The sequence below is a fragment of the Corynebacterium sp. UMB9976 genome (assembly GCF_030212265.1).
Classification (GTDB): Bacteria; Actinomycetota; Actinomycetes; order Mycobacteriales; family Mycobacteriaceae; genus Corynebacterium.
The window spans coordinates 1-280 of sequence record NZ_JASODY010000096.1; the positions used below are offsets into that span (position 1 = coordinate 1).

A 280-nucleotide genomic window follows, 5' to 3' on the forward strand; every position below is an offset into this window, starting at 1 on the left:
CCGCCAGGTTAGCTACGGAGAAGTACGCGCCGTGCGGCAGGCCAGCGATGAAGCGCGCCACCAGCAGAACTCCGTAGTTCGGGGCCAAGGCCGTGAGCAGGTTGCCCACGAGCAAGAAACCAATAAGCAGGATAATGAGGCGGCGGCGTGGGAGCTTGCCCGTGAGTGCAGCGATGACCGGCGCGCCCACGACAACGCCGAGTGCATAGACGGAGATGACTACCGACGCCGTGTCTTCCGTAATCCCGAAATCATCCGCGATGAGCGGTAGCAGGCCCAT

Annotated in this window: 1 protein-coding gene; it reads right to left on the reverse strand. The window is 62.9% G+C overall.

Annotation, left to right across the window (positions count from 1 at the left end; genetic code table 11):
* The coding region (locus QP140_RS09960) for an MFS transporter (RefSeq protein WP_284759498.1) at nt 1-280 on the reverse strand (280 nt) is incomplete at both ends.